Source organism: Nocardioides sp. dk884 (assembly GCF_009557055.1).
Lineage (GTDB): Bacteria > Actinomycetota > Actinomycetes > Propionibacteriales > Nocardioidaceae > Nocardioides.
On record NZ_CP045649.1, the window covers coordinates 169291 to 195973 of the forward strand.

Below are 26683 nucleotides of genomic sequence, written 5' to 3' on the forward strand. Positions count from 1 at the left end.
GTGCAGTCCGTCCGACCGACCGGAGAGCAGCCGGCCGCGGCCGTGACCTCCTTCGAGGTGACCGGCGAGCTGCCGGGCGTCGGCACCACGCTGCTCGAGGCGAGCGCCGGCACCGGCAAGACCTTCACCGTCGGTGCGCTGGTGACCCGCTACGTCGCCGAGGGGGTGGCGGCGCTGGAGGAGATGCTCATCATCACCTTCGGCCGCGCCGCCAGCCAGGAGCTGCGCGAGCGGGTGCGCGACCAGCTCGTCGAGGCCGAGCGGGCGCTCGCCGACCCGGCGTCGGCCGACCGTGACAACGCGGTGGTGGCCCACCTGCTGGCGGCCGGGGAGGCCGAGCGGAGCGAGATGCGCCGCCGGCTGCGCGACGCGCTCGCGTCCTTCGACACCGCCACCATCGCGACCACCCACCAGTTCTGCCAGATGGTGCTGCGGTCCCTGGGCGTCGCCGGCGACACCGACTCGGGTGCGCAGCTGGTGGACAACCTCGACGACCTGGTCGTGGAGGTCGTCGACGACCTCTACCTCCAGCGCTTCGGCCACCTGCGCGAGCGCCCGCCGTTCGACCGCGCCTGCGCGTTGTCCCTGGGGCGCCGCGCCGTCGGCGACCCGCAGGCGGTGCTCGCGCCCGCGAGCGACCCGGCCAGTGCCGCCGGTGCCCGGGTCGGCTTCGCCCAGGCCGTGCGCGAGGAGGTCGACCGGCGCAAGCGGCGCCGCGGCATCCTCAGCTACGACGACCTGCTCACCCGTCTCGCCGCGGCGCTCGAGGACGACGACGCCCCGGCCCGGGCGCGGATGCGCGAGCGCTGGCGCATCGTGCTGGTCGATGAGTTCCAAGACACCGACCCGGTGCAGTGGCAGGTGCTGGAGCGCGCGTTCAGCGGCCACGCCCGGATGGTGCTCATCGGCGACCCCAAGCAGGCGATCTACGCCTTCCGCGGCGGTGACGTGGTCACCTATCTCGCGGCCGCCCGCACCGCCACCACCCAGGCGACCCTCGCCACCAACTGGCGCACCGACGCCGACCTGGTCGAGCGGCTCCAGGTCGTGCTGGGCGGCGCGGCGCTGGGCCACCCCGAGATCGTGGTCCGTGACGTCGCCGCCCACCACCCCTGGCCCGACCGCGAGACGCCCCGGCTGCGCGGCGCGCCGTCCCCGGCGTCGTTCCGGCTGCGCCGGCTCCCACGCGACGGCTTCCGGCTCAAGCGCGGGCTGATCGGGGCCGCCGACGCCCGCGAGGCGATCGCGGAGGACTGTGCGGCCGACATCGCCGCGCTGCTCGCCTCCGGGGCGACCTGGTGCGAGGAGCCGCTGCAGGCCCGGCAGGTGGCGGTGCTCGTGGGCGTGCGCGACCACGGCCTGCTCGTGCAGCGTGCGCTCGCGCGCCGCGGCGTACCCGCCGTGCTCGCCGGGGGCGGCCACGTCTTCTCCACCCCCGCCGCCGGGGAGTGGCTGGCGCTGCTGGAGGCGCTGGAGCAGCCGCACCGCTCCGGGCTGGTCCGCGCCGCCGCGCTCACCAGCTTCTTCGGCCACACCACCGCCGAGCTCGACGAGGGCGGCGAGCGGCTCACCGGCCGGGTCGCGGACACCCTGCGCGGCTGGGCGCTGCTGCTGCGCGGGCGCGGCGTGGCCGCCCTGGTCGAGGCGGCCGAGGAGCGCGGTCTGAGCGCCCGAGTGCTGGGCGCCGTCGACGGCGAGCGGCTGCTGACCGACCTGCGTCACCTCGCCCAGCTGATGCACGAGCTCGCCACCCGCGAGCAGCTCGGACTCACCGCCCTGCTCGGCTGGTTCCGCGAGGAGCAGCGCCGCACCACCGCCACCGAGCGCCCGCGCCGCCTCGACTCCGACGCCGCGGCGGTGCAGATCGTCACCATCCACGGCAGCAAGGGCCTGCAGTACCCCGTCACCTATCTGCCCTTCGCCTACCAGAGCTTCGAGTTCGACACCGAGGTCGCGCTCTTCCACGACGACGCCGGGCGCCGCACGCTCGACGTCAGCGGTTCCGGGCCCGGGTGGGAGGCCAACCTCGCCCGGCACCGCGCCGAGGAGGGCGGGGAGGAGCTGCGCGACCTCTACGTCGCGCTCACCCGCGCCCAGGGCCAGGTCGTCACCTGGTGGGCGCCGACCTTCAACACCCGCATCGGCGGCCTCCATCGGCTGCTGTTCGGGCGCCGGCCCGGCGTCGCGGAGGTCCCCGACGCCCAGGACGTGCGCGACGACGAGTACGCCGCCCGGGTGCTGTCCATGCTCGAGGAGCTCGGCGGCCCGGTCGCCGAGGTCGCCGAGCCGGTCGAGGCGACCGGCCCGGCCGCCGGCCCGCGCGCCGGCGACCTCGCGGTACGCCGCTTCGCGCGGGTCGTCGACGCCGACTGGCGCCGCACGTCGTACTCCGGGCTGATCCGGATCGAGGAGGAGCAGGCCCGCGCCGGGCACGGCGAGGTCGCCAGCGAGCCCGAGGTCACCGGCCTGGAGGACGAGCCGCCCGCGCCCGAGCCCGGACCCGCCGGGCTGGCTGCCGGTCTGGCCGCAGGCTCGCCCGCGATCCTCGAGGCCGCTGCCTCGGTGCCGTCCCCGATGGCCGACCTGCCCGCCGGCGCCGGGTTCGGCAGCCTGGTCCACGCGGTCCTCGAGCACACCGATCCCGAGGCCCCCGACCTGCGCGCCGAGCTGCGGCGCCACGTCGCCGAGCAGCTGATCTGGTGGCCGGCCGAGGTGGGCGCCGAGGCGCTCGCGGAGGCACTGGTGCCGCTCCACGAGACGCCGTTCGGCCCGCTCGCGCCCGGCTGGACGCTGGGTCGGGTGCCGCTGCGCGACCGGCTGCGCGAGCTGGAGTTCGAGCTCCCGCTGGCCGGCGGTGACGTGCGTGCGGGTGCCCGCCGCGAGGTGCTGCTGCGCGACCTCGCCCCGCTGCTGCGCCGCCACCTGCCCACCGGCGACCCGCTGGCGCCGTACGCCGACCGGCTGGAGACGCCGCCGTTGGGCGAGCAGCCGTTGCGCGGCTATCTCTCCGGCTCGGTCGACGCCGTGCTGCGGCTGCAGACCGAGGAGGGCCCGCGGTTCGTGGTCGTCGACTACAAGACCAACATGCTCGGCGACCCCTCGCGCCCGCTCACCGCGGCCGACTACGCGCCGCCGCTGCTCGCCGAGGCGATGCTGCACTCGCACTACCCGCTCCAGGCGATGCTCTACTGCGTGGTGGCGCACCGCTACCTGCGCTGGCGGCTGCCCGGCTACGACCCCGAGGTGCACCTGGCCGGGGTGCTCTACCTCTACGTCCGCGGCATGTGCGGCCCGGACACCCCGACCGTCGACGGCTGCCCGTCGGGTGTCTTCGGCTGGCGTCCGCCCGCGGCACTGGTCACCGCCCTGTCCGACCTGCTCGACGGTGTGCACGAGAGGGAGTCATGATCGAACGCTTCGAGGTGGAGGACCGCTTCGACGCCCGGCTGGCGATCGGCGCCGCCGGGCTGTTGCGGACCTTCAACCACGCCGGCGTGATCACTGCGGCCGACGTCCACGTCGCGACCCGGCTCGGCGAGCTGACCGGCACCGTCGACGAGGAGGTGCGCCTCGCGCTGGCGCTCGCGGTGCGCGCGGCCCGCCACGGCTCGGTCTGCGTCGACCTCGCCGCGGTGGCCGCACTGGCGGCGCCCGACCCCGACGAGGTCGCCAGCGCGGGCGAGCCCGACCCGCTCCCGTGGCCCGAGGTCGAGGGCTGGCTCGCACGGGTGGCGGCGAGTCCCGCGGCCGCCGCCTCGGTGGTGCAGGTCGAGCACGGCCAGCTCTACCTCGACCGCTACTGGCGTGAGGAGGGTCAGGTCCGCGACGACCTGCTGACCCGCGCCGCGGCGGTCGCTCCGTCGGTCGACCCCGCCCGGCTCGAGGCCACCGCCGCCCGGCTCTTCCCCGGCGAGGGGTACGCCGAGCAGCGCGCCGCCGCGCTCGCCGCCGCGCGCCAGTGGACCACCGTGCTCACCGGCGGACCCGGCACCGGCAAGACCACCACGGTCGCGGGCCTGCTGGCCCTGCTGACCGACCAGGCCGAGGCGAGCGGGCGGCGGCTGCGGATCGCGCTGACCGCCCCCACCGGCAAGGCGGCCGCCCGCCTGCAGCAGGCGGTGGAGGAGGCGCAGCGCTCGGAGCGCTTCACCGACGACGACCGGATCCGCCTCGCCGAGCTCGGCGCCTCCACGCTGCACCGGCTGCTGGGCTGGGTGCCGGAGTCCAGCACGCGCTTTCGCCACCACCGCGGCAACAAGCTGCCCCACGACGTCGTCGTGGTCGACGAGACCTCGATGCTGTCGCTGACGATGATGGCCCGGCTGCTGGAGTCGGTGCGCCCCGATGCCCGGCTGGTGCTGGTCGGCGACCCCGACCAGCTCGCCTCGGTCGAGGCCGGCGCGGTGCTCTCCGACCTCGTGCAGGGCCTGGCCGGCACCGCCCCGGACGCCGTCGCCGCGCTGCGCACCACCCACCGCTTCGGGGGCAGCATCGGGGCGCTCGCCCAGGCGCTGCGCGCCGGCGACGCCGACGAGGTGCTCACGCTGCTGACCTCCGGTGCCGACGACGTCGAGCTGATCGACCCCGACGATCCCGACGCGACCGACCAGCTGCGCGGCCTGCTCGTCCAGCATGCCCTGGCCGTGCGCGAGGCCGCCCTCGCCGGCGACGCGGAGGCGGCGGTCGCCGCCACCGACGACCACCGGCTGCTGTGCGCCCACCGCGACGGCCCCTGGGGGGTCAACCACTGGAACCGCCAGGTCGAGCGGTGGCTCGGGGAGGCGACCGGCCAGCCGGTCGGCGCCGTGTGGGGCCAGGAGTGGTACGCCGGGCGCCCGCTGCTGGTGACCGCCAACGACTACGGCCTCGGGCTGTTCAACGGCGACACCGGCGTGGTGGTCCGCGAGGACGACGAGCTGCGCGCGGTGGTGGCCGGGGTCGGTGAGCACCTCCGCTTCGCGACCTCCCGGCTCTCCGACGTCGACACCCTGCACGCGATGACGGTCCACAAGAGCCAGGGCAGCCAGGCGCGCGAGGTCACCGTCCTGCTGCCGCCGGAGGACTCCCCGCTGCTGACCCGCGAGCTCTTCTACACCGCCGTGACCCGCGCCCAGGAGCGGGTGCGGGTGGTCGGCTCGCAGGCCGCCGTACGGGCCGCGGTCGCCCACCGGGTGCAGCGCGCGACCGGGCTGCGCCAGCGGCTGCGCGCCGCGACCCAGGTGCGCGGCGCGGAGGTGTGAGGACCGAGTTCTGAGCAGGTCCGCCCCCGCCGCCGTGGGGTCGCTATGGTCGGGGCGACCGAATGGAGTGCTGAATGCCCTACCTGCTGCGCGTCGAGCTGCCCGACGTCCCCGGATCGCTCGGTCGGCTGGCGAGCGCGATCGGTGAGGCCGGCGGCGACATCGAGGCCATCGAGATCGTCGAGAAGCGCCACGAGGGGGTCGCGGTCGACGACGTGCTGCTCGAGACCGCGCCGGGCACGATGCCCGACTCGATCGTCTCGGCCTGCAACGGCCTCGACGGCGTCCGGGTGGTGTGGATCAGCCGGTACGCCGCGGGCGGCAACCTGTTCCTCGACCTCGAGGCCGTCGAGGAGCTGACCGCCGACCCCGTCCGCGCGCTCGACCGGCTCATCGACCTGCTGCCGATCACCTTCCGCGCCGACTGGGCCGCGCGGGTGAGCCGCGAGAGCGGCGTCGTCTACGCGACGCAGGCGGCGCCCAGCGACCTGGCCTGGCAGCAGCTCGGCAAGGCCGCGCGCCTGGAGACCGACGACGACAACGTGCACTGCGGGGCCCGGCTCAACAAGCACGAGATGGTCCTGATCGGGCGCCGCGGCGGCCCGGAGTTCCTCGACTCCGAGCTGGCCCGCCTGGGGCACCTGGTCGCGCTGGCGATGTCGATCTCGCGCGCCGGCTGACCCGGTCTCAGCGGACCGCGGCCGCTTGTACGCCCTCGGCGTGCTCCGGGTGCTCGATGTGGTCCTCGGCCTCCAGGCTGGCGCGCTGCGGGATGCACAGCGCGATCAGGCTGGCCAGCAGCGCCAGGCCGGCGCCGAGCAGCAGCCCGGTCTGGAACCCGGCCTTGCTCGGCACGGCGACACCACCGAAGTCGGTGGTCATCTGGGCCAGCACCACGCCCACGACGGCGGCGGCGAACGACGTGCCGAGCGCGCGCATCAGGGTGTTGACGCTGTTGGCGGAGGCGGTCACCGAGAGCGGGACCGAGCCCATGATCAGCGCCGGCATCGCGCCGTACGCGAACCCGACGCCCATCGAGCAGATGCAGACCGCGACCAGCAGGCCCCACGTGGAGCTCATCAGGAGCGTCGCGCAGACGTAGCCGACCGCGACGACGAAGCCGCCGAGGGCGAGGGTGATCTTCGGGCCGCGCGCGTGCGAGATCTTGGCGCCGACCGGCGACATCGCCATCATCACGAAGCCGCCCGGCATCATCCACAGGCCCATCTCGATCATCGACTGGCCCAGGCCGTAGCCGGTCTCGGCGGGCAGCTGGAGCAGCTGCGGGATGATCAGCGACTGCGCGTACATCGCGAAGCCGATCACCAGCGAGGCGAGGTTGGTCAGCAGTACGACGGGGCGCGCGGTGACCCGCAGGTCGACCAGCGGCGCGGCGCTGCGCAGCTCGTAGGCGCCCCAGGCCACCAGGACGACGGCCGCACCGATCAGCAGCCCGAGCGTGGTGGCGCTGCTCCAGCCCCAGTCGGCGCCCTTGGAGACGCCGAGCAGCAGGCTGACCAGTCCGATGCCGAGCCCGACGGCTCCCACGGCGTCGAACCCGCCGCTGCTGGTGACGGGCGTGGCCGGGATGAAGAAGAAGATGAGCGCAGCCACCACGACGGCCAGTGCCGTGGCGCCCCAGAACAGTGCGCGCCAGTTGGCGTTCTCGGCGACGGCGGCCGCGATCGGGAGGCCGAGGGCGCCGCCGATGCCCATCGAGGCGCTCATCAGGGCGATCGCCCCGCCGAGCTTCTCGGCGGGGATCAGGTCGCGCATCGCGCTGATGCCGAGCGGGATCATGCCCATGCCGATGCCTTGGAGGCCGCGGCCGATGATCATCGGCACGACCGTCGTGGCCAGTGCCCCGACGACCGACCCGACGATGAGCGAGCCGGCGCAGATCAGCATGATCCGGCGCTTGCCGAACATGTCACCGAGGCGGCCACTGATCGGCGTCGCCACCGCCGAGGTGAGCAGCGTCGCCGTGATCACCCACGAGGCGTTGGACGCGCTCGTGTCCAGGATCCGGGGCAGGTCCTGGATCAGCGGGATCACGAGGGTCTGCATGAGGGCGGCGGTGATGCCCGCGATGGCGAGGACGACGACCACTGCCCCGGGGCGCACGGGCGCGGCGGAGCGCACAGAATTAGTTGACACGAGCAATCACTGTACGGACATCGACCCGGGGTTGTGCTGCTGATGACTCGGATTCGGACGTAGAGACCGATGTCGCTACGGCGCCGGGGACCGAAATTGTTGACCGAATGTTGACCAGATGTGGACAAACCGTGCCTGTTGTCGGCGTGTGACCGGTAGGGATAGTCACCCCCCTTTCACCGATGGCCCGCCGAGGATGACCCATGCTGAACGTCCGACGCCGGCAGAGGGGTGCGGTGCCCCTGCCCCGGACCCTGGCCGCGCTGAGCTTGACCGCCCTCGTCCTGGCTGGCCTGGGTGTCGGTCCCGGTAGCTCGCCCACCGCCTCGGCTACGGTCTCCACGACCACCTCGCCGAAGATCGCAACCGTGAAGGCAGCACCTGTGAAGACGGCACGCGTGACGACGGCGCCGTCCGGCGCCGCCCGGATGCGGGCGGCGCGGCGCCTGGTCGACCGGGTCGAGTTCGGCGCCTACGTCGACGGGATGACCCACGCCCCGCAACGGCTGGCCGCGTTCGAGTCGCTGGTCCGCGCTCCCACCGACATCGCCTCCTACTACTGGGGGTTCGGCGACATCTTCCCCGGGGCGATCGAGCGGTCCTTCGCCCGGAACGGGACGCGCAAGGTCCTGCTCTCCTGGGACATGGGTCCGACCCGGTTCTCGGAGTGGACCAACGGCCAGCACGACGACTACCTCGACGATCTCGTTGCTGCGTCGCTGGCCTACCCGTGGACGGTCTATGTGCGTCCCTGGCCGGAGATGAACGGGGACTGGCAGGAGTTCCAGCCCACCGCCGACGGCGCCCGCCCCTACGGCGGCACCTACGCCGAGTTCCGCGCGGCCTGGCGCTACCTGGTGACCTACTTCCGAGCGCGCGGCGTGACCAACCTGCGCTGGGTCTTCAACCCGACCGTCGACGTCTATGTCGGCACCACCCCGGTGGGGCTGATCTGGCCCGGCGCGGCCTACGTCGACGTGCTCGGCATCGACGGCTTCAACTGGGGTCGGGACTCCAAGTGGGGGCGCTGGAAGTCCTTCGAGCAGACCTTCGCCCCGATGTATCGCCGGCTGACCGCCCTGCACCCCACCGCGCCGGTGTGGATCTGCGAGGTCGGCTCGAAGGAGCCGTCCCGCAGCGACGGGGCGCCGCGGGACCTCCGACAGAGCAAGGCCCGCTGGACCAAGGACGCGCTCACCACCCGGAGCTTCCCGCGGCTGCGTGTCGTGGTCTGGTTCCACGCCCGCAAGGAGCGCGACTGGCGGGTCAACTCCTCGCCGGGAGCGCTGCGGGTGCTGCGTCGGGCGCTCAGGTAGTTCTCGGACCGACCCCGGCGAGCTCGCCGCGCACGTACAGACGTGCCAGCGAGCCGTACTTCGGCCAGCAGGTGGTCAGCGTGAGCTGGTGGCCCGGGAGCGGGTCGAGGACCCAATCGGCGTCGGTGTCGATCTTCCGCGGGGTGGTGGTGAGCCGGTAGGTCCAGGTGTGCTCGCCCTGGCTGATCCGGACCTCGTCGCCGGGGCGGAGCTCATCGAAGTCCAGGAACGGCGACCCGTGGCCGGCCCGGTGTCCGGCGAAGGCGACGTTCCCGACCACGCCGGGCAGCGGTGTTCCGGGATAGTGGCCGATCCCGTCGGCGAGCACGTCGTCGTCGGTGCCCTCGAGCGCCGCCCACCGCCAAGAGTCCCCGAGTCGGGGGATCTCCATGACCGCCAGTGGGCGGCCGTGCTCCACGCTGGTGGCCACCGCCGGGTTGCTGCTCGCCTCCGGGCCCGAGCCGCCGGCGGTCGCCGGCGGCTCGAGCTCCTCGAGGAGATCGGACTGTGCGCGCTGCGTCTGCAGGCCGCTCACCCCCACCTGCGCCGCCGGGACGACGAGGAGCGCGGCCAGCAGCGCGCCCAGGACCAGGAGGAGGCGGCGGCGCATCAGCGCAGCCGAGGCAGGATGCGCGCCACCGCCAGGATGCCGGCGAGGATCGCGAAGGCGGCGAGGAAGATCCAGACCGTGTTGAAGGCGATCCCGGTTGCGGCGAGCGTTCCGCCGGCAGTGATCGAGCCGTTGTTGTACATATCTTGTCACCACTTTCTGTCGGTGCCCAGGGCAACCTGGGCGAACGCGCGGGCTTGCGCGAGCTGAAGGAACAGGTCGAAGACCATCTCGACCACGATCACCGCGCCGAGCAGCATCTGCCGCAGGCCGCGGGAGCGGACAGTGACGACCCGTTCGAGCATGAAGACGCCGGTCAGGGCCAGCCAGAACCAGTGCAGCTCGATTCCCAGGAACATCCCGACCGCCAGGCTCATCAGGTACAGCACACTGGCGAGCACGCCGATCGCGCTCAGCAGCTGCCGGCCCCAGTAGCGCCGGGTCACCGGCGTCCAGCCGTAGTCGAGCAGGTTCTCCAGGGCGCCGCGTTTCCAGCGCAGCCGCTGGTCACCGAGGGCCTTCCAGGTGCACATGACCTCGGTCTCGAGCGTGCACTCGTGGGGAGCCTTGATCTGATAACCCAGGTGCAACAGGGCCAGCGAGAGCTCGTTGTCCTCGGTGAGGACGTGCACGTCGTAGACCGCCCCTGCCCCCGACTGGTCGGGGAGGCGCAGCTCGCGGCGGGCCGCGGCGACCTCCTCGAGCACCGGGACCGGGAAGACCGAGGCGGTGCCGGTCAGCACCAGCGCCCGCCCCTTCAGTCGGCGTACGTCGCGCTCGTAGCGGGCGTACTCGTTGCGCTGGAAGGTGCCGAGCAGACCACCCCCGGGGCCACCGCGGAAGGTGCCGCCGACGCCCCCGAGCCGAGGATCGGCCAGCGCGGCACGCGCTACCTGGAGGAACTGGGGGTCCAGGCTGCAGTCGGCGTCCATCACCAGGACCAGGTGGGCGGGGTCCAGGGTCGGCAGGAGCTGGGCGAGGGCCTGGTTGAGCGCGCCGGCCTTCTTGTGGACGTTGCCCACGGTGACGAGGACCTCGGCGCCGTGACTGCGGGCGATCTCGGCGGTCCGGTCGGTGCAGTTGTCAGCGACGACGAGCACGCGGCTGGGCGGCTCGGTCTGGTTGGCCAGGGAGGTCAGGGCCGCCCCCAGCACCGCCTCTTCGTTGTGCGCGGGAAGCACTGCGACCACGGAGTCGAGCGCGCGGCGCCCCCCGACGGTCGCGCCGTGGATCTCGGCGCGCGTGGTAGTGGTGGTGGTCATGCACTGATCATCGAGGCGGAAAAGCACCTCAAGAACTGACTTCGGGCTACCTAGAGGTGACCGCGAGGAACTAGAGGAAACATCTGGTGATCCTGGCGGTCACCTCAGGTCGCGAAGGCTCCGGCGGCCCCTGGGTCAGACCCGCTCGAGCACGAACACCGGGATCTCCCGCTCGGTCTTCTCCTGGTAGGAGGCATACGTCGGCCAGGTCTGCACGGCGTACGCCCACCAGTCCTCGCGCTCGGCGCCGGTGACGATCCGGGCGCGGTAGGTGTGCTTCTCGGCCCCGTCCTGGAGCTCGACCTCGGGGTGCGCGACGAAGTTGTAGTACCAGGTCGGATGCTTGGGTGCGCCGCCCAGCGAGGCGATCGCCACGTAGGTGCCGTCGCGCTCCACGCGCATGACGGGGTTCTTGCGCAGCTTGCCCGACTTCGCGCCGACCGACGTGATCACCACGATCGGGTCGTCGCTGTCGCGCAGGGTGTTCGCTCGCTGGCCGTTGGAGGCCTCGAACTCCGCGACCTGGTCGCGGACCCACTGCTCGGGACTGGGTTCGTACTCGCCTGTCAGTGCCATGTCCTTCCATTGACCAGGCGAGGGGAAGGTATTCCTCCGGCGATAGCCTGCGCACCATGAGTGCGATCGACGGCGTCTCGGAGATCTTCGACCCGGCTGACTGGGACGAGGTTCCGGGGTTCGCGGACCTGACCGACCTGACCTACCACCGGGCCAAGGCCCACGGCACCGTGCGGATCGCCTTCGACCGCCCCGACGTGCTGAACGCCTTCCGCCCGCACACCGTCGATGAGCTGCTGCGCACGCTCGAGCACGCGCGCCAGTCCGCCGACGTGGGCTGCGTGATCCTCACCGGCAACGGGCCGAGCGCGAAGAACGGCAAGTGGTCCTTCTGCTCCGGCGGCGACCAGCGGATCCGCGGCAAGGCCGGCTACCAGTACGAGGACAAGGCGATCGGCGCCGACGACACCGGCGCCGAGGAGCCGTCGGTGATCGACAAGGCCAAGCTGGCGCGCCTGCACATCCTCGAGTGCCAGCGCCTGATCCGGTTCATGCCCAAGGTCGTCATCTGCGTGGTTCCCGGCTGGGCCGCCGGCGGCGGCCACTCGCTGCACGCCGTCGCCGACCTGACCCTGGCCTCGCGCGAGCACGCCCGCTTCAAGCAGACCGACGCCGACGTCGGCTCCTTCGACGGCGGCTACGGCTCGGCGTACCTCGCCCGCCAGGTCGGGCAGAAGTTCGCCCGCGAGATCTTCTTCCTCGGCGAGGAGTACTCCGCCGAGGAGATGTTCGCGATGGGCGCGGTCAACCGCGTCGTCGAGCACGCCCAGCTGGAGAAGGTCGCGCTGGAGTGGGGCCGCAAGATCAACGGCAAGTCGCCCACCGCCCAGCGGATGCTGAAGTACTCCTTCAACCTCCTCGACGACGGCCTGGTCGGCCAGCAGCTCTTCGCCGGCGAGACCACCCGCCTGGCCTACATGACCGACGAGGCGCAGGAGGGCCGCGACCAGTTCCTCGAGAAGCGCGAGCCCGACTGGTCGCCGTACCCCTGGTACTACTGAGCAGTCCGTCCCTTGCGCCGAGTCGGCGCCAATGGCGGCGCGAGTCGGCGCCAATGGTGCAGAAACTCTCGACTGAAGCGTCAGAAGTCTCGATTCGACCCCTCAGCACGTGACCGCCGCCAGGGCCCGTCAGCTGGGCTTGGCGGGGAAGCGGAGGGCGCCGTCGATGCGGATCGTCTCGCCGTTGAGGTAGTCGTTCTCGATGATCTGCAGGGCGAGCTGGGCGTACTCGTCGGCGCGGCCCATCCGCTTCGGGTTCTGGATGGCCTGACCGAAGCGCGTGTAGGCGTCCTCCTCGGACATCCGGAAGGCCGGGGTGAAGAAGGTGCCGGGGGCGATCGTCATGACGCGCACGCCCACGGGGGCGAGGTCGCGGGCCGCGGGCAGGGTCAACCCGATGACGCCCGCCTTCGCCGCGCCGTACGCGGTCTGGCCGACCTGGCCCTCCAGGCCGGCGATGCTCGCCGTCTGGATCACCACGCCGCGCTGTCCGGAGTCGAGCGGCTCGTTGGTGGCCATCGACGCCGCGGCGAGACGCAGGGCGCGGTAGGTCGCGAGCAGGAAGATCTCGACGGTCTTGTCGAAGCTCTCCTGGGCGACCGCCTGGCCGTCGCGACCGACGAGGCGACCGCCGCCGCCTTGGGCGCTGCCGTGGACGATGACGACCGACCGGAGCGGGCCCAGCTCCTGGGCCTCCGCGAACGTCGCCGCGAGCGAGTCGTCGCTGAAGACGTCGGTGCGGGCGTAGTAGGCGTTGTCGCCCAGCTCCTTGGCGAGCTCCTCGCCGCGGTCGTCGTTGATGTCGGCGATGACGGTCTGCACGCCTTGGGCGACCAGGCGGCGTACCGTCGCGGAGCCGAAGCCGCCGGTGCCGCCGATGACGACTGCGGAGGTGCCGGAGAGGTCCATGTCGTGTCCTGCTTTCTAGGCCGTGGGCGGGATGGCGGGGAAGCGAGGGGCGCCGCCGCAGGGGCGGGACACCGCCGGCTTCCCGCAGCCGCATATATCTAACTTGTTTACATGTATGCGTCGATGAACCTAGCATGCGTGTGACGAGTGTCGCCACGTCACCGCAACGTCCACGCAACGCGTCGGCCGATGGCTTCGGGCGACCACCACGCAGAGAACGAGGTGCTCAGCAATGCCCAAGGCCGTAGTCATCGGAGCAACCCGCACCGCGGTGGGAACCGCCCGCAGAGGAACCCTGACCGAGACCTCCGCCGAGGTCCTGGCCTCGCACGTCGTCCAGGAGGTCGTCGCCCGCTCGGGCCTGCCGGGTGACCGGTACGACGACGTCTACTTCGGCGACGTGCTGTACGGCGGCGGCGACATCGGCCGCTACGCCGCCGACGCCATCGGGCTCGAATCCGTTCCCGGGATCTCGGTCAACCGCCACTGCGCCAGCAGCCTGACCACGACAGGTCTGGCCGCCGCGACGATCATGTCCGGGATGGAGTCGGCGATCATCGCGGGCGGAGTGCAGGCCAGCTCGCTCGGCCCGATCTCGAGCTTCCGCAAGCCGCACACGGAGGCGGACTACGAGCAGCGGATGCCGCCCACCTTCCAGCATCGCGACGGCGTCGACGACAACGTGCAGTTCACCGTCGGGTGGAACCTGGCCCAGAAGTTCGGCATCAGCCGGGAGCGGCTCGATGCCTGGGCGCTGCGCTCGCACCAGCGAGCCGTCGCCGCGATCGACGAGGGCAGGTTCCTCGAGGAGATCACCCCCATCACGGTGGTGAACAAGGCGGGAGAGACGGTCGAGTTCAAGGTCGACGAGCACCCGCGGCGCGACACCACGATGGAGAAGCTCGCCGCGCTGAAGCCGCTCCGCCCGGACATCGAGGGCTTCTCGATCACGGCGGGCAACGCGGCGGGCGGCAACGACGCGGCCTCAGCCCTGGCGCTGGCCAGCGACGAGCTCGCCGCGAGCGAGGGCCTCGAGGTGCTGGCCGAGATCGTGGCCTGGGGATCGGTCGGGGTCGACCCGAGGTACACCGGGACCGGCGCGCTCGCTGCCGCGGACAAGGTGCTCAAGCGGGCCGGCCTGCGGATCGAGGACATCACCCTCTGGGAGATCAACGAGGCCTTCGCGACGGTGCCCGTCGTGGCCTGCCAGGAGATGGGCATCGACGAGGAGCTCGTGAACTTCTCCGGCAGCGGCTGCTCGATCGGCCACCCGGTCGCCGCGTCCGGTGGCCGGATGCTCAACACCCTGATCTATGAGCTGCGCCGTCGCGGTGGCGGTCTCGGCATGGCGACCATGTGCGCCGGTGGCGGTCAGGGCGGCGCAGTTCTCATCAGGGTCTGAGGCCCACCAACAGGAGGAGCGGACAGCATGGCGATCAAGCCGGTCACCAAGACCAGCGAGTACGGCATCGGGCAGATGGTGCATGCCATCCATATGACCGACGACGTGCCGAAGCTGCAGAAGTGGTGGGAGGAGGTCTTCGGCGGCTTCACCTACTTCGGCGTCGACGAGCCGAACTACCTGCCGATCGAGGATCGGCGCGCCTGCCTGCTCATGGTGCGCGACCTCTGCATCGAGGTCATGGCGCCGGCGATGAACGAGGCGGGCGAGGTCAACAGTCCCCAGCTCCCCGTGGGCAGGTTCTACTCCAAGTTCGGACAGCACCTGCACTCGGTCGGCTACTACGTCGAGGACATCGTGGGGCTGGGCAACCACATGATCGATAACGGCATCTACATCGGCAAGCCCGGTGGCGGTGCGGTGGAGTCGATGGACGACCCCAACCTCATGTACTTCTACCCGAGCCCGAAGTACACGGCGGGCCTGATGGTCGAGGTCTCGAAGCACCCGATGCCGAACGACCCGCGGGAGAAGGAGGAGTGGTCGTCGCTGTGGAACGTCACCTCGCACCACCCCCTCACCATCGAGCGCTTCTCCTACGTCACGCTCGGCGTCCGCGAGCTCGAGCCCGCGGTGGAGGTCTACGTGAACGCCTTCAAGGCCGTACCGCTCGAGGAGGGCATCGACGAGGACCTCGGCGCGAAGTACGTCAACCTCCACCTCGGCGACTGCTTGCTGCAGATCGCCCAGCCCCTCGAGCCGACGTCGGACCTCGGGAAGCACGTGGAGCAGTACGGCAACTTCATCTACGGGCTGCGCTTCAAGGTGAGCGACGTCGACTCGGCTGAGCGCTGGCTGAAGACGAAGGGCGTGCGGACCACGCGCCCCCGCCCCGGCCTGCTCGTGCTCGACCCGAGCGACACCTTCAACGCGCCGATCTTCCTCTCCGACGAGGAGATCGCGGGCGACCCGTTCGCCGGCTGAACGACGCGAGACCACCAGAGCCCCGGCGAACGCCGGGGCTCTGGTGGCAGGTCACCAGATCTCGACGACCGCGGAGCCGGGGGCCATCTTCTTGCCGTCGGCGTTCTCGGTCCACACGTCGAGGCTGACCACGGACGTGTCGGCCTCCTGTGACACCGCTGTGACGACGGCCTTCGTGGTCACGACCCCCTTGGTGTTGGGCGCGCGGAAGTCGCAGCTGAGGCTCCTGATGCGGCCCTGGTCGCCCAGCCAGCTGCGCAGGAGGACGTGGAGGTAGGACCACTGCAGGTTGCCCATGCCGAACGCGCCGGGCATGCCAGCGGCGCGACCGGCCTCGTCGTCCATGTGGATGGGCACGAACTCGTAGTTCACCGCCGCATAGCGGTTCCAGTTGTGGAACCCGGTGTCGCGGACGAGCGGAGGGAGCTCGGCGCCGACCTCGGGTGCGGGAGACAGAATCATCGCGGGTCCTTTCTCAGTACCGGATCAAGGTCATCGTCGAGCGCTTCACGAGGTCGCCGTCCTGGTTGGTCCAGGTGTCGACGGTCGTGCTGAAGAGCATCAGGCCGAGGCGTCCTTCACGCTCGGCGTACTCGCCCAGCGTCCGCACGCTCGTGATGACGTCGCCGGCCCGGATCGGAACGCCGTACTCGACGCTCATGCCGCCGTTGAGCATCTTCGTCAGGCCCGGCCCCTCGACCCCCACCTGGTTCTCGGTCATGTCGGGGTTGATGGTCAGGTCGGGCCGCTCGATGGCCTCCGCCGAGCGCTGCGAGGAGGCCGGTCGCCAGGCCGAGGACATGGCGTTGAACTCCTCCGGCGCGATCATCGGGCTGCCGTCGGCGGGCGCATCGAGGTACCTGGCCGGCGGATCGTCGGGCCAGTACGTCGCGATGGCCCACCTGCGGATGTCGTTCTCGCCGACCGGATAGCTGACGGTACGGCCGATCTCGGTGCCGACCGCTTTGCTCATGGCCGCCGAGACGTAGGACTCGGTCACGGTGTCTGTCTCCTTGTGGTGGGTGCCGTCGTGGGGGTGCTGTTGCGGGTCTGGCGTCATCGGGCGTGCCGGACGACGAACTCCTCGAGCTGACGGATGTTGCGCACCTCGAACACGCCGCTGCAGTGCGGCTGGTAGGTGTCGATGAGGCAGTCGCCGTCGTGCCACGTCGCCTTCCGCTCCGGGCTCAGCCAGAAGACTCGGCCGGCGCGTCGGGCGATCGCCTTCAGGCAGTCCTCCTGGGCGTCGCGGTAGTTGCCGCGCGCGTCGCCGAGCACCATCACGATGGTGCTCGGGTCGAGCTGGTGGCCGCAGGAGCGCCAGAACTGCTGGAAGGTGCGGCCGTAGTCGGAGTGCCCGTCGAGATGTACGCCGAGGCGGTGCGCGTCGATGTGCGCCGCGGTCCGCCGCAGGTCGGTGCTGTCGTGCAGCAGGTCGCTGACCTCGTCCGGGCCGTCGACGAAGACGAAGCTGCGCACCGAGTGGAACCTGCGGTGCAACCCGTGGGCGAGGGAGAGGGTGAAGCGCGCGAAGGAGGCCACCGAGCCCGAGATGTCCGCGAGCACCACCAGTCCCGGCTTCGGTGGACGGCGTGGATGGAAGGCCGGGCGGGCCGGCACGCCTCCGGTCGCCATCGACGCGCGCAATGTCCTGCGGATGTCGAGGCGACCGTCGGGCGGGCGGGCCGCCGCGTGCGCGAGCCGCCTCTCGAGCCGCGAGGGCAGGGTGTCCATGACCGACGACAGCCGGAGGATGTCCTGGGTCGAGGCGGTGAGGAAGTCGACGTCCTCGGGCAGGCCTGCGCGTACGGCGTCGGCGACGGAGCTCGCTCCGCGGTCGTGCACCAGGCGGCGGCGCACCTCCGTCTCGATCGCCTGGCGCAGCACCTCGAGGCGGCGGTCGACCTCGTCGCGCCAGAGTCGCGCCCTCAGCGAGGAGAGGGGGTCGTGGTCGCTGCGCGGGAGCTCGCCCTCGAGCTCGTCGCGGAGCCGGTCGGGACCGACGGCACGGTAGGCCTTCATCACATGGACGTTGCCGGCGACGGGCGCGCCCGGCTGGATCGTGACGTGACGCTCGACGAGCTCGTGGGCGGCGACCGTGGTGGCGACGGCGTCGCGGCGGGACAGGGCGGTGCGGGCGAACTCGCGCAGCGAGTCCTGGTCCAGGCCGCGCAGGTGGCGGGCGACCACGTCCGAGCCGTCGGTCCCGGCGGTCTCCGCCGCGGTGTCGGCGAACAGCGGCGCGATGCTGGCCAGCGCCCGCCGCGCCTCGTCGTCTTTGACCAGCACCATCTCGAGGGCGAGCATCGCCCGCTCGGCGCCGACGACGGCGAGGGCGGCGTAGGTGTCTCGGATCTCCTCGGTCGACACCGGGACGCCGATCGACCGCAGGTGCTGCGCGAGCCCGAGCACGTCGTAGGACATAATAAGGTAGATGATAGTGTGAATTGCATGCACAAGCCACCCGTCATCTTCGTGCACGGCCTGGGCAGCACCTACGCCGCCAACTGGGTCCGGTCGGGCTGGGCCGACCTGGTGGCGGCCGAGGGGCGCACGCCGCTCGGCCACGACATGGCCGGCCACGGCGACGCGCCGCTGCTCGAGCCTCCGGACGACACCGGACCGGGCCGGCTGTGCCGGCAGATCGAGGAGTCGGGCGGGCCGGCGGACGTCGTCGGGTTCTCCGCCGGCTCCGTGCTCGCGCTGACCGCCGCGGTGCAGCGGCCCGACATCTTCCACCGCCTGGTCCTGATGGGCACCGGCGACCGGTCCTACCTGCTCACCCTCGAGCAGAAGCGGGCGAGCCTCGCGGCCGGGATGGACAGCCCGACGATGGCCGGCGTGCGCTTGGCCGCCGAGCGCGCCGGCAACGACTTCGCGCAGGTACTGGAGTCCTCGCATCACACCCATCCGGTCCCGTCGTTCGAGGAGATGTCGGTTGTGAGGTGTCCGGTGCTGATCGTGCTCGGCGAGGACGACTTCGTGGGTCCGGCCGACCGGCTCCTCGACGCTCTTCCGGACGCGCGCCTCGTCAGCCTGCGGCGCACCGACCACTTCTCCACCACGCAGCGCTTCGAGGCGCAGGAGGCCGTCCTGAAGTTCCTGGCCGAGGACTGAGCGCCGAGACTCAGAGCGCGCGCGGGTCGGCCTGGCGGGGGATCCTCAGCGCGACCAGCAGCGCGAGCACGCTGGCGCCGAAGCAGATCCAGAACAGGGTCCGGAACGCCGTCCACTCGGGCATCTCGTGCCCGTCGATGTCGATGACCTGCATCGCCAGGATCGTGCTGCCGGCGGCGCTCGCCAGCGAGGAGCCAAGCGCGCGGAAGAGGGTGTTGAGCCCGTTCGCGGCCGCGATCTCCGAGCTCGGCGTGTTCGCCGTGATCAGCGCCGGCATCGCGGCGTAGGCGATGGCCGTGCCGGCGCCGATCACGCCGGTGGCGGCGGCGATCATCCAGATCTCGGCAGAGAAGAACACCCGTGCCAGCCAGCCCAGCGCGACGATGCCCGCACCGAGGGCCAGCGTGTAGTGCGCTCCCCATCCGATGATCAATCGGGCCGAGAGCGGGGTGAGCAGCAGCATCGCGATCGCCATCGGCAGCATCGTGAGCGCCCCGCCCATCGTCGAGGCCCCGAACCCGTAGCCGGTCGCCTCCGGCGCCTCGACGTACGTCGTGGTGGCGATCAGGGAGGCGAACAATGCGGCGCCGAACAGCAGCGAGGACAGGTTCGTCAGCACGATCGGCTTGCGGCGCAGCGCGACGAGGTCGACCAGCGGGTCGGTGACCCGCCGCTGGCTCCGCACGAACACCGTCGTGAGCGCTGCGGAGACGAGGAGCAGCCCGATCGTCCAGGGATCGCCCCATCCCCACGTCGGCGCCTGTGCAAGGGGGAGCAGCAAGGTGACGAGCGCGCCGCTCAGCGTCACGACGCCCATGACGTGCACCCGGCCGCCGGTGCGCGACGGCGCCTCCGGGACGACCAGCAGGATCCCGACGAAGGAGAGTGCCCCCACGGCCGCGGCGATCCAGAAGAGGTGGTGGAAGTCGGAGTGCTCCCCGAAGATGCCGCCCAACGGCATACCGAGCGCCGATCCGATGCCGATCGTGGCGCTGATGAACGCCATCGCGCCGGGCCGCTTGTCGTGGGGCAGCAGTGCCGCGCACAGGCTGATGCCGAGCGAGATGGTCGCACCCGCCGCGCCCTGGATCGCGCGGGCGACCAGCAGCACCGCCAGGTTGTCGCCGGCGAGCGCGCCCAGCACGGATCCGGCGACGAGGATCGCGATCGAGATCAGCAGCATCCGACGCTTGCCGAACATGTCGCCCAGGCGGCCGAACAGCGGGATCGAGACCGCGGAGGCGATCAGGGTGACGGTGAGCAGCCAGGTGACCTCGCTCGCCGTCGCGTCGAGCTGGGCGGGAAGGACGCCGAGCAGCGGCACCAGGACGGTCTGGGTCAGTGCGACGGTGAGGCTGGCGCCGCCGATGAGTGCCACCTCGAGGCGGGCCCGCCCCGGGGAGGTGTGGCGGGCGATGTCCTCCTCCGGGGCCAGTGGGGCCTGCGGATCGTGGGCGAGCGGCACGGCACGTACTCCTTCGGGCAACGGCCCGGCGTGGTGGCGCGGGGGTCTGACGCGGTGAGGGTCAGGAAGGGACTGTCAGGCCCTGGCGAGCTCGGTCAGCGCGAGCTCGATGTCGCTCTGGCTCTTGAGTAGGAGCGGGAGCGCCTGCCTGATCGCCTCGAGGTCGATCTGCTCCTTCGGCAGCACCAGCAGTGACTGCGCCCAGTCGAGCGTCTCGGCAACCGACGGCTTCTTGCGCAGGTCCAGCGAGCGCAACGTCGCGACGGCGGTGGCCACCTGCTCGGCCATCTCGGCGCGGAGCCCGGGCACGTCGTTCATCACGATGTCCCGCTCGCGCTGCGGGTCCGGGTAGTCCAGGTGCAGGTAGAGGCAGCGGCGGCGAAGTGCCTCCGAGAGCTCGCGGGTGTTGTTGGACGTGAGGATGACCGGGCTGATCTGCCGGGCGGTGATGGTGCCGAGCTCGGGCACCGTGACCTGACGCTCGGCCATGAACTCCAGCAGGAGTGCCTCCGCCTCCACGCTGAGGCGGTCGACCTCATCGACGAGGAGGATCACGTCGTCGTCGGCGCGCAGGGCATCGAGCAGGGGGCGCACGAGGAGGTACTCCTCGGCGTACACGTCGTGGACCGTGGCCTCGTCGTGGTCGCCGCGACCGGACTGGATGGCGAGGAGCTGCTTGCGGTAGTCCCACTCGTAGAGCGCCCGCGACTCATCGATCGCCTCGTGGCACTGGAGTCGGATGATCCGGGCGCCGGTCGCGGCCGCGAGTGCCTTGGCGAGTGCCGTCTTCCCGGTGCCTGCCGGCCCCTCGGCGAGCAGTGGGCGGCCCAGGCGGGTCGCGAGAAGCACCGCCGTGGAGGTCTCCTCGTTCGGCAGGTAGCCGGTTGCGCGCAGGGCGTCGCCGACCTCCTCGACGCTCATGAAGGGCTTGGCTGGCATCGACTCTCCCTGATACAGTCCATACAGTAAGATAATTAGTACGTTAGCAGTCGCGTCGTCACGGCGCCACGGCGTTCACACCAGGAGGCCTCGATGCAGCTCGACCTCAACGACGACCAGAAGACGTTCCAGCAGACCGCTCGGCGAGCGATCGAGAAGGAGATGCCCCTCAGCAGGATCCGCGAGATGGTCGAGGTCGGCGCGACCTTCGATCGTCGCTGGTGGCAGTCGGGCGCCGAGCTCGGCTGGGCCGCGATGCTCGTGCCCGAGGAGCTCGACGGCGGCACCATCTCGGGCGACGGTCTGTGCGACCTCGCGATCGTCGCCGAGGAGTTCGGTCGCGGTGTCGTGCCGGGGCCGCTCCAGGCGGTGAACACGGTGATCGCCGGCCTGGTCGAGGTCGTCGGCGAGCAGGAGCGCCACGCCGAGACCATCGGTGGGCTCTTCTCCGGCGAGCTCATCGCCAGCTGGGCGGTCTACGAGCCCGGCAGGGAGTGGGACCCGCTCAACCCGAGCGTGGTGGCCAAGGTCAACGGCGACAGCATCGTCATCGACGGCGTGAAGGACCGCGTCGAGCACGCCACGTCGGCAGACCTCTTCCTGGTCACCGCCTCCGGTCCGGAGGGCGTCATCCAGGTGCTGGTGCCTGCGGACGCTGCCGGGGTCACCGTCACCCGGCAGGACGGTGTCGACCTCGCCCGTCCCTTCGGCGAGGTGAGGTTCGAGAACGTCGAGGTCGCCGCGGCGAACCAGGTCGGCACGAGCTCCACCACCCCCGCGGTGGTGGAGCGACAGTTCCAGGTGGCCGTCGCCCTCCAGTGTGCCGAGACGGCCGGCGTCGTGGGCCGCGCGTTCGAGATGTCCTGCGAGTGGGCCTTCGACAGGTACTCCTTCGGTCGCCCGCTCGCGTCGTACCAGGCGCTCAAGCACCGGTGGGCCGACCAGAAGACCTGGCTCGAGGCGATCCTCGCGACCACCGACGCGGCGGTCGAGGCCGTCAGTCGGCGCTCCTCCAACTCGGCCGAGCTCGTCAGCGTCGCGGCCAACTATGTCGGTGACAAGTCCACCGAGATCATCCAGGACATCGTCCAGCTCTTCGGTGGCATCGCGATCACCTACGAGCACGACATCCACTTCTACTTGCGCAGGGCCACCATCAACAAGCACCTCTACGGCACGCCGACCGAGCACCGGCGCCGCGTCGCCCAGCTGATCCCCGCCTGACCGGCCACCGAAGAGTTGAAGGACGAGAGCAATGACGACTGAGACCGTCGAGGAGTTCGAGGCCCGGGCCCGCGCCTGGGCTGCGGAGAACCTGCCCCCGGAAGACCCTGACAACCCGCCCCACTTCGAGGACGACCTCGAGGACTGGAGCCGTCAGCGTGAGCTGCAGAAGAAGGTGTGGGAGGGCGGCTTCGCCGGCATCTGCTTCCCGCAGGAGTACGGCGGACTCGGCCTGTCGACCGCCTACCAGGAGGCTTACGGCCGGGCGATCCACGGCTATCAGACCCCGACGCGGCTCAACCTCCCGACGTTCGCCATCGTCGCGCCGGTCATCCTCGACCACGGCACCGAGGAGCAGAAGCAGAAGTACGTCCGCGGGGCGCTCATGGGCGACGTCATCTTGTCGCAGTTCTTCTCCGAGCCCAAGGGCGGCAGCGACCTGGCCGGCGTGATCACCCGCGCCGAGCGCGACGGCGACACCTGGGTGCTGAACGGCAACAAGATCTGGTCGACGGCGGCGTACGGCGCCGACTACGGCATCTGCCTGGCGCGCACCGACTGGGACGCACCGAAGCACCGCGGCCTGTCGATGTTCATGGTGCCGATCAAGGAGCAGGCCGGATTCACGCTCAACCGGATCCGGATGGTCACGGCCGACTCCGACTTCTGCGAGGAGTTCTTCGAGGACCTGGTCCTGCCTGCGGACGCGCTCGTCGGCGAGGTGAACGACGGCTGGACGGTCGCCTCGCGACAGCTGGTCTACGAACGCACCGCTGTCGGGGGCGGGTCGCAGTACACGCAGGGTCCGCGCATGCCGCGGCCGCAGAACCACGACGTCCAGTCGCCGGCCGAGCTGGCGAAGAGCCTGGGCAAGCAGGACGACCCCTATGTGCAGGACCGGGTGGGGCTGGCCCACACCTACGAGGTGATCCACGGGCAGATCAACCACCGGGTCGGCCAGGCGATGCGCCGGGGCGCCCTGCCGCCGCCGGCCGCCTCGATCATGCGCCTGTTCCACGCGGAGAGCATGTGGACCACCCGCGACGTGATGATGGACGTCGCCGGGGGACTGGCGGTCGCTCCGAACGGTCACTACGCCGGCGCGATCACGAACGGGGTCGAGGACTACCTGATGCGCCAGAGCGCGTCCCTCGGTGGCGGTTCGACGGAGATGGCCCGCAACCTCATCAGCGAGCGGGTGCTCGGCATGCCGCGGGAGTACGCCGCGGACCGCGACGTCCCGTTCCGTGAGGTGCGGCAGGGGCGGTAGCGCGCGCAGTCTCACCGCAGACGCACGAGAGGGCCCGCTGCTTGAGCGGGCCCTCTCGTGCGTCTCGGTCGACGGATCAGCTCACGCTGGCGACCAGGTCCTTGCGCAGGATCTTGCCGGTCGGCGTGGCCGGGAGCTCGGGCAGGAAGTAGACGCGGTCGGGCGTCTTCGAGCCGCGCAGGTGCCCACGCGCGAACGCCTTGATCTCGTCCTCGGTGCAGGTCCTGCCGTCCTTCACCACGACGAAGACGGCGATCGCGTTGCCCCACTCCTCGTCGGGGACGCCGGCGACGCAGACCTCGAGCACGGCGTCGTGACGGACCAGCACGTCCTCGATCTCCGCGGGTGCGATGTTCTCCCCGCCCCGGATGATCGTGTCGTCCGCCCGACCCTCGACGAAGAGGAAGCCCTCCTCATCCAGCCAGCCGCGATCGCGGGTCGGGAACCAGCCCTCCCCGACGAGCTTGGAGCCCTGCTCCAGGTACTCGCCGGCGACCTGGGCGCCGCGGACGTAGATCTCGCCGGGCGTGTTTGCCGGGACCTCGTTGCCGGCCGAGTCGCGGATGGTGGCCTCCACGCCGGGAAGCACTCGGCCGACCGAGCCGATCCGGGCGCGTTCCCTCGGATCGGTCGCCGCGAGTGCCGCACGGTGGTCCTCAGGACCGAGGACCGCGATCGACGATGACGTCTCCGTGAGCCCGTAGGCATTCACGAACCCGGTGGTGGGGAACAGGGCGAGCGCTGCCTCGAGGACCGTCGGCGGGACCTTGGCGCCGCCGTAGGACAGGCCCTTCAGTGTCGCGGGGCCCTTGCGCCCGGTCTCCTCGAGATGACGCACGATGCGGGCGAGCATCGTCGGCACGACCATCGCGTTGGTGATCGCCTCCTCGGTGACGATGTCCACCCAGTCCTCGGCCGTGAATCGGTCGAGGTAGACGATGCGCCGCCCGGCGTACAGGTTCGACAGCAGGTTGGCGACCGCCGCGATGTGGTACGGCGGCACTGACACGATCGTCGCGTCCTGCTCGTCGGCGCCGGCGAACTCCACGGTCTGCATGACGTAGGACGTCAGGTGGTGGTGGCGCAGCACGGCGCTCTTCGGCGCGGCGGTCGTGCCGGAGGTCATCAGCAGCACCGCGATGTCCTCGATGTCCGCCGGGATGATCGGTGCGTCCGGGTCGGAGAGGATCGCGAGGACGTCGTCGGTGCTGATGACCTCGGTGGCGGCGGGCGCGAGGGTGCGCGCGCGCTTGGTGTCCTCGGCGATGAGCAGGCCGGTGTGGCGGCGCAGGATCTCCTCGAGCTGCTCGTCGGCGAGCCGGTAGTTCAACGGCAGGAAGGGCTTGTGGGCGGCGGCCGCGCCGAACAGCGCAATCGCGAACGCGGGGCCGTTGCCACCGAGATAGAGAACCTTCTCCGCGTCCTTCCCGGCGAACAGCACCCCCGCGGCGGCGGACCGGTCGCGCAGCGCCTGGGCAGTGAGGCCGTCCTGGCGGCGGCCGAGCAGGACGCGCTCGCCCATCCCGCCGGCGGTCATTTCGAGAAGTGTCAGCAGATCCACGATGGGTCCTTCGGTTCGATCGCGGGGATGTCGCCTATAGATTATGCTAATTAAACCGGTTCTGACACCCGTGTGGCCGAAGTGGTCGAACTCGCCGATGCGTGGCCGGGCCCGCCGGTCGTCGTGTCCGGTCCCCTCGGCCCCGTCTCTCGAGCAGGAGGAAAGCACATGGCACAGCGTTGGAGTGCTCGCCAGCTGATCGAGCTCGTCCTCGATGCGGGCTCGTTCGAGTCCTGGGACTCGCCCGTCGACACCTCCGGCTTGTCGGAGGACTACTGCGCTGAGCTCGCCGCCGCCTCCCTCAAGGCGGGTACTGACGAGTCGGTCCTCACGGGCCGGGGCCTGGTGCGGGGGCGGCCGGTCGTCGTGGTCCTGAACGAGTTCGCCTTCCTGGCCGGTTCGATCGGCAGGACGTCGGCGAACCGGATCGTCGAGGCGATCCGGCGCGCGACGGCGCTCGGGCTGCCGGTGCTGGCAAGTACCGCCTCCGGGGGGACGCGGATGCAGGAGGGTACGCCGGCGTTCGTGCGGATGATGGACATATCTCGGGCGGTGATGGAGCACCGGTCGGCGGGGCTTCCGTACCTCGTGCACCTGCGTCACCCGACGACGGGCGGGGTGTATGCCTCATGGGGCTCGTTGGGGCACGTCACGGTCGCCGAGCCCGGGGCGCTGGTCGGCTTCCTCGGACCCAAGGTCTTCGAGGCCCTCGAGGGCCATTCGTTCCCTCAGGGGGTCCAGGTGGCGGAGAACCTTGCCGCCAAGGGCGTGATCGACGCGGTGGTGGCGGCTGCTGACCTGCCTGACGTGGTCGACCGCGCGCTCGCGGTGCTCCTGGACCCTCCGGTTCCCTCCGTGTTGGCACGGCGCACCGGTCGACCGGATGCGGGCCTCTCGGCCTGGTCGGCGATCAGCGCCACGCGAGCGGATGGCCGGATCGGTGTTCGTGACCTGCTGCGGCAGGCCGGGGACTCCATTGTGCGCCTCTCGGGCACGGACACGGGGGAGCGTGACGCCTCGGTGCTGACGGTCCTCGCTCGCGTCGACGGTGAGCCGTGCGTCCTTATCGGTCAGGACCGCTCGAGACAGGGGTCCGGCTCCCGGATGGGCCCCGCAGCGCTGCGACAGGCCCTCCGTGCGATGGCGCTCGCCGAGGAGCTCGGCCTCCCGCTGGTGACGGTCATCGACACCCCGGGGGCCGACCTCTCCGTGCGGGCGGAGGAGGGTGCGATCGCCGGCGAGATCGCTCGTTGCCTCGGCGCCATGGCGAGGATGAAGGTGCCGACCGTGGCGGTGATCCTCGGTCAGGGCTGCGGCGGTGGCGCGCTGGCACTGCTGGCCGCGAAGCGGGTCATCGCCACGGAGCGGGCCTGGCTCACGCCGTTGCCGCCGGAGGGAGCGAGTGTCATCGTCCACGGCGACATCACGCACGCAGCCGCCATGGCTGAGCAGCAGCGGGTCCGCGCCGTCGACCTGCTCGCAGACGGCGCCGTCCACCGGGTGGTTCCCGAGCCGGTCGGTGACAGCGTCCCCGAGCTGGCCGCAGCCGTCGGGGCGGAGATCGCCCACGCCCTGCGCAGCCTGCGCAGGCAGCCGGTCTCGCGCTGAGGCTTGCTGCTTGGCGGCGCACAGTACAGACTTCCAAGTAAT

General features: G+C 71.2%; 23 protein-coding genes. 11 read left to right on the top strand and 12 right to left on the bottom strand.

Translation table 11 applies throughout. The features are described from left to right. From GFH29_RS00855 to GFH29_RS00865, 3 genes are all read left to right on the top strand, one after another. The gene (locus GFH29_RS00855) at window positions 1-3408 is read left to right on the top strand and encodes a UvrD-helicase domain-containing protein (RefSeq protein ID WP_228387678.1); all 3408 of its coding nucleotides are present in this window, start codon (window positions 1-3) and stop codon (window positions 3406-3408) included. Next, window positions 3405-5240, top strand: coding sequence for an exodeoxyribonuclease V subunit alpha (gene recD, locus GFH29_RS00860; RefSeq protein WP_153321613.1), 1836 nt, complete (start codon window positions 3405-3407; stop codon window positions 5238-5240). The genes GFH29_RS00855 and recD overlap by 4 nt, the downstream gene beginning before the upstream one ends. An 83-nt stretch (window positions 5241-5323) precedes the next feature. Beyond that, on the top strand, window positions 5324-5920 hold the full coding sequence (locus tag GFH29_RS00865) for an ACT domain-containing protein (protein WP_416224786.1): 597 nt from the start codon (window positions 5324-5326) through the stop codon (window positions 5918-5920). 7 nt (window positions 5921-5927) lie between these two features. Here GFH29_RS00865 and GFH29_RS00870 read toward each other — a convergent pair whose 3' ends face one another. Beyond that, window positions 5928-7382 carry an MFS transporter gene (locus GFH29_RS00870; RefSeq protein WP_153321615.1) on the bottom strand — a complete coding sequence of 485 codons (1455 nt, stop codon included), beginning with the start codon at window positions 7380-7382 and terminating at the stop codon, window positions 5928-5930. Between the two features lie 383 nt (window positions 7383-7765). Between GFH29_RS00870 and GFH29_RS00875 the strand changes: the two genes are divergently transcribed. Next, the gene (locus GFH29_RS00875) at window positions 7766-8713 is read left to right on the top strand and encodes a glycoside hydrolase family 26 protein (RefSeq protein WP_228387679.1); all 948 of its coding nucleotides are present in this window, start codon (window positions 7766-7768) and stop codon (window positions 8711-8713) included. Here the strand turns inward: GFH29_RS00875 and GFH29_RS00880 are convergent. The 4 genes from GFH29_RS00880 to GFH29_RS00895 form a co-directional block, all read right to left on the bottom strand. Next, window positions 8706-9323, bottom strand: a complete 618-nt coding sequence (locus GFH29_RS00880; protein ID WP_153321617.1) for a sortase — start codon at window positions 9321-9323, stop codon at window positions 8706-8708. The two genes, GFH29_RS00875 and GFH29_RS00880, sit on opposite strands and share 8 nt — an antisense overlap. Then, the gene (locus GFH29_RS00885) at window positions 9323-9466 is read right to left on the bottom strand and encodes a hypothetical protein (RefSeq protein WP_153321618.1); all 144 of its coding nucleotides are present in this window, start codon (window positions 9464-9466) and stop codon (window positions 9323-9325) included. The genes GFH29_RS00880 and GFH29_RS00885 overlap by 1 nt, the downstream gene beginning before the upstream one ends. A gap of 6 nt (window positions 9467-9472) precedes the next feature. Then, window positions 9473-10585, bottom strand: a complete 1113-nt coding sequence (locus tag GFH29_RS00890; protein ID WP_153321619.1) for a glycosyltransferase — start codon at window positions 10583-10585, stop codon at window positions 9473-9475. Window positions 10586-10720: 135 nt separating this feature from the next. Beyond that, on the bottom strand, window positions 10721-11161 hold the full coding sequence (locus tag GFH29_RS00895) for a nitroreductase family deazaflavin-dependent oxidoreductase (RefSeq protein WP_153321620.1): 441 nt from the start codon (window positions 11159-11161) through the stop codon (window positions 10721-10723). Between the two features lie 56 nt (window positions 11162-11217). Here GFH29_RS00895 and GFH29_RS00900 point away from each other — a divergent pair, with 56 nt between their 5' ends. After that, window positions 11218-12162, top strand: a complete 945-nt coding sequence (locus GFH29_RS00900) for a 1,4-dihydroxy-2-naphthoyl-CoA synthase (protein WP_153321621.1) — start codon at window positions 11218-11220, stop codon at window positions 12160-12162. A gap of 129 nt (window positions 12163-12291) precedes the next feature. Here the strand turns inward: GFH29_RS00900 and GFH29_RS00905 are convergent, their stop codons facing one another. After that, complete coding sequence (locus GFH29_RS00905; protein WP_153321622.1) at window positions 12292-13071, bottom strand: SDR family NAD(P)-dependent oxidoreductase; 780 nt, start codon at window positions 13069-13071, stop codon at window positions 12292-12294. Window positions 13072-13303: 232 nt separating this feature from the next. Between GFH29_RS00905 and GFH29_RS00910 the strand changes: the two genes are divergently transcribed. Both GFH29_RS00910 and GFH29_RS00915 read left to right on the top strand, forming a co-directional pair. Then, on the top strand, window positions 13304-14473 hold the full coding sequence (locus tag GFH29_RS00910) for a thiolase family protein (protein WP_153321623.1): 1170 nt from the start codon (window positions 13304-13306) through the stop codon (window positions 14471-14473). Between the two features lie 27 nt (window positions 14474-14500). Further along, window positions 14501-15457, top strand: a complete 957-nt coding sequence (locus GFH29_RS00915; RefSeq protein ID WP_153321624.1) for a hypothetical protein — start codon at window positions 14501-14503, stop codon at window positions 15455-15457. Between the two features lie 51 nt (window positions 15458-15508). Here the strand turns inward: GFH29_RS00915 and GFH29_RS00920 are convergent, their stop codons facing one another. From GFH29_RS00920 to GFH29_RS20790, 3 genes are read right to left on the bottom strand one after another with little or no spacing between them, the layout of a single operon-like run. Continuing rightward, the gene (locus GFH29_RS00920; RefSeq protein WP_153321625.1) at window positions 15509-15919 is read right to left on the bottom strand and encodes a MaoC/PaaZ C-terminal domain-containing protein; all 411 of its coding nucleotides are present in this window, start codon (window positions 15917-15919) and stop codon (window positions 15509-15511) included. Between the two features lie 13 nt (window positions 15920-15932). Further along, complete coding sequence (locus GFH29_RS00925; RefSeq protein ID WP_228387925.1) at window positions 15933-16457, bottom strand: FAS1-like dehydratase domain-containing protein; 525 nt, start codon at window positions 16455-16457, stop codon at window positions 15933-15935. 56 nt (window positions 16458-16513) lie between these two features. Beyond that, window positions 16514-17881 carry a VWA domain-containing protein gene (locus tag GFH29_RS20790; RefSeq protein WP_153321626.1) on the bottom strand — a complete coding sequence of 456 codons (1368 nt, stop codon included), beginning with the start codon at window positions 17879-17881 and terminating at the stop codon, window positions 16514-16516. A gap of 27 nt (window positions 17882-17908) precedes the next feature. Here GFH29_RS20790 and GFH29_RS00935 point away from each other — a divergent pair, with 27 nt between their 5' ends. Continuing rightward, window positions 17909-18574, top strand: a complete 666-nt coding sequence (locus GFH29_RS00935) for an alpha/beta fold hydrolase (RefSeq protein WP_153321627.1) — start codon at window positions 17909-17911, stop codon at window positions 18572-18574. A 10-nt stretch (window positions 18575-18584) separates the two neighbouring features. On the opposite strand, the gene GFH29_RS00940 is transcribed toward GFH29_RS00935, so the two are convergent. Beyond that, complete coding sequence (locus GFH29_RS00940; RefSeq protein WP_228387680.1) at window positions 18585-20039, bottom strand: MFS transporter; 1455 nt, start codon at window positions 20037-20039, stop codon at window positions 18585-18587. Window positions 20040-20114: 75 nt separating this feature from the next. Further along, the gene (locus GFH29_RS00945; protein WP_153321628.1) at window positions 20115-20978 is read right to left on the bottom strand and encodes an AAA family ATPase; all 864 of its coding nucleotides are present in this window, start codon (window positions 20976-20978) and stop codon (window positions 20115-20117) included. Between the two features lie 93 nt (window positions 20979-21071). Between GFH29_RS00945 and GFH29_RS00950 the strand changes: the two genes are divergently transcribed. Continuing rightward, the gene (locus tag GFH29_RS00950; protein WP_153321629.1) at window positions 21072-22202 is read left to right on the top strand and encodes an acyl-CoA dehydrogenase family protein; all 1131 of its coding nucleotides are present in this window, start codon (window positions 21072-21074) and stop codon (window positions 22200-22202) included. Between the two features lie 31 nt (window positions 22203-22233). After that, entirely contained in the window at window positions 22234-23472 is a 1239-nt protein-coding gene (locus tag GFH29_RS00955; protein ID WP_153321630.1) for an acyl-CoA dehydrogenase family protein, read from the top strand. A 76-nt stretch (window positions 23473-23548) separates the two neighbouring features. On the opposite strand, the gene GFH29_RS00960 is transcribed toward GFH29_RS00955, so the two are convergent. Further along, the gene (locus GFH29_RS00960) at window positions 23549-25033 is read right to left on the bottom strand and encodes a class I adenylate-forming enzyme family protein (protein WP_153321631.1); all 1485 of its coding nucleotides are present in this window, start codon (window positions 25031-25033) and stop codon (window positions 23549-23551) included. A 168-nt stretch (window positions 25034-25201) separates the two neighbouring features. On the opposite strand from GFH29_RS00960, the gene GFH29_RS00965 reads away from it, so the two are divergent. Further along, on the top strand, window positions 25202-26641 hold the full coding sequence (locus GFH29_RS00965; protein ID WP_153321632.1) for a carboxyl transferase domain-containing protein: 1440 nt from the start codon (window positions 25202-25204) through the stop codon (window positions 26639-26641). Window positions 26642-26683: the final 42 nt, after the last annotated feature.

What these genes read in the sequence shown, in the direction of transcription:
- recD (WP_153321613.1), top strand. Translation starts at nt 3,405, where the DNA reads ATGATCGAACGCTTCGAGGTGGAGGACCGCTTCGACGCCCGGCTGGCG.
- GFH29_RS00880 (WP_153321617.1), bottom strand. Translation starts at nt 9,323, where the DNA reads ATGCGCCGCCGCCTCCTCCTGGTCCTGGGCGCGCTGCTGGCCGCGCTC.
- GFH29_RS00885 (WP_153321618.1), bottom strand. Translation starts at nt 9,466, where the DNA reads ATGTACAACAACGGCTCGATCACTGCCGGCGGAACGCTCGCCGCAACC.
- GFH29_RS00890 (WP_153321619.1), bottom strand. Translation starts at nt 10,585, where the DNA reads ATGACCACCACCACTACCACGCGCGCCGAGATCCACGGCGCGACCGTC.
- GFH29_RS00895 (WP_153321620.1), bottom strand. Translation starts at nt 11,161, where the DNA reads ATGGCACTGACAGGCGAGTACGAACCCAGTCCCGAGCAGTGGGTCCGC.
- GFH29_RS00900 (WP_153321621.1), top strand. Translation starts at nt 11,218, where the DNA reads ATGAGTGCGATCGACGGCGTCTCGGAGATCTTCGACCCGGCTGACTGG.
- GFH29_RS00905 (WP_153321622.1), bottom strand. Translation starts at nt 13,071, where the DNA reads ATGGACCTCTCCGGCACCTCCGCAGTCGTCATCGGCGGCACCGGCGGC.
- GFH29_RS00910 (WP_153321623.1), top strand. Translation starts at nt 13,304, where the DNA reads ATGCCCAAGGCCGTAGTCATCGGAGCAACCCGCACCGCGGTGGGAACC.
- GFH29_RS00915 (WP_153321624.1), top strand. Translation starts at nt 14,501, where the DNA reads ATGGCGATCAAGCCGGTCACCAAGACCAGCGAGTACGGCATCGGGCAG.
- GFH29_RS00920 (WP_153321625.1), bottom strand. Translation starts at nt 15,919, where the DNA reads ATGATTCTGTCTCCCGCACCCGAGGTCGGCGCCGAGCTCCCTCCGCTC.
- GFH29_RS20790 (WP_153321626.1), bottom strand. Translation starts at nt 17,881, where the DNA reads ATGTCCTACGACGTGCTCGGGCTCGCGCAGCACCTGCGGTCGATCGGC.
- GFH29_RS00935 (WP_153321627.1), top strand. Translation starts at nt 17,909, where the DNA reads ATGCACAAGCCACCCGTCATCTTCGTGCACGGCCTGGGCAGCACCTAC.
- GFH29_RS00945 (WP_153321628.1), bottom strand. Translation starts at nt 20,978, where the DNA reads ATGCCAGCCAAGCCCTTCATGAGCGTCGAGGAGGTCGGCGACGCCCTG.
- GFH29_RS00950 (WP_153321629.1), top strand. Translation starts at nt 21,072, where the DNA reads ATGCAGCTCGACCTCAACGACGACCAGAAGACGTTCCAGCAGACCGCT.
- GFH29_RS00955 (WP_153321630.1), top strand. Translation starts at nt 22,234, where the DNA reads ATGACGACTGAGACCGTCGAGGAGTTCGAGGCCCGGGCCCGCGCCTGG.
- GFH29_RS00965 (WP_153321632.1), top strand. Translation starts at nt 25,202, where the DNA reads ATGGCACAGCGTTGGAGTGCTCGCCAGCTGATCGAGCTCGTCCTCGAT.